The following is a 1,528-nucleotide window of genomic DNA, read 5'->3' on the forward strand; positions in this document are numbered from 1 at the left end:
CCGGGCGCCCTCGATCCGCGCGGTGTCCGCTACTTCACCAGCGACCGCGACGGCGAGATCTACGGCGAGCAGGTCCTGGACGCGCCCCGCCACCCCCACGGGTTCACGAACCTGCCACAAGACCAGCAGGAAGCGGTCCACGCGTACACCAATAGTGCAGTGCCGTACAACGGAGTACTGCGCGCCGCAGGAATCCAGGCCAAGCTGGAGCACCTACGAGAGCTGTTCCTCTTCAACCGAGGCAAGAACTGGCCCCTGTACGAACTGGCGGGCCCGGCGTATCCGAGCAAGCCGACGTTGGACGACATCGCCAACGCCGCAGCCAGGCTCGACACCCTGTCCCCGGAACAGCGGGACCTCGTACAGAGGATCATGGAGTCAGAGGACCCGGACAGAGAACTCGCGCGGTTCATCAGGAAACCAGATATCGCCGAACTCCTGGTCAACTCGTTCGGGACCTTCCCCACCCTCAACGACATCGAGCAGCGCCTCGACCTCATCGACCGGGCCCTGGACCACCCCCTCCCGGAGCCGATCCTGGTCCACCGGGCCCTGGAAGAGGTCGACTTCATGCAGGGCTTGGACCGGGAGGCCGTTCGCAGCCTCGAAGGGACGGTCCAGACCGAACCCGGCTACCTGTCCGCCAGCCTCGGCACAGCGTCCTCTATCACCGGACGTCGCTTCCAGCTCCGCCTCACACTGCCCGCCGGTTCCCGGGGCCTGTGGGTCGGCGATCACGGTGCCTTCCCCGAACAGCGGGAGATCATCCAGCCGCGTGGTCTCCAGTACCTGATCACACGCGTCGTCGAACGCCCCGACCAGAAGGTCCACATCCACGCCGAGGCCCTCCCCCCCAGCCAGACCCAGCCCCGACAGGAACTCGACCTCGGGAACCAGGACCTCCGCCGCTGGCTGCGCACAGCCCCCCGCACCGGCCCGGAGCACTGGCAGAACGCCGGCAACGGCATGAAGGGCATACGACTCGGCCCGGACCACGAGACGGCCCTGGAAAAGGCCCGCACCCTCATGCCCGAACCCGCCGACCCCGGCCACCGACAGGCCGTGGCCGACTACACCGGAACCTACCGCGACCTGATCGACAGCGCACTCCTCGGCCGCAGTGTCCCCCCGGACCAGCGCGAAGCCCTCGTCTCACTCGTCTACCGCCTCGACGCCGCCTTCACCGGTACCGGCAGCCGCTTCTCGTTCATCGCTCACGCCGGTGCCGGCGACGACTTCCTGCGCAGGCTGAACCCTGGAACCGACCCCGACCAGCTCGTGGGCACCGTACACACCGAACCCGGTTTCCTCTCGGCGTCCCTGCACAACGCCGCCCCCGAGAACCACCCGGTCGAACTCATCCTCCGCGTTCCGATGGACCATCCGGTCCTCCACACCGGCGGCACCACGGTCCTGCTCCCCCGCGGCACCAGCCTCCTCATCCACGACATCCACCACCGTTCGGGCGACGGCCCCGCGACACCGGCCTGGACCGTCCAAGCCGAAATCGTCCCCACCGGTTGGAGAC

The 1,528-nt window shown here is 68.1% G+C and carries 1 protein-coding gene; it reads left to right on the forward strand.

Annotated features, from left to right (window positions below; all coding sequences use genetic code 11):
* On the forward strand, positions 1–1,528 hold a 1,528-nt coding region (locus ACFHWE_RS23500; RefSeq protein ID WP_416604052.1), incomplete at both ends, for an ADP-ribosyltransferase.

Source organism: Nocardiopsis sp. LOL_012, from assembly GCF_048060475.1.
In the GTDB taxonomy this organism is placed as follows: domain Bacteria; phylum Actinomycetota; class Actinomycetes; order Streptosporangiales; family Streptosporangiaceae; genus Nocardiopsis.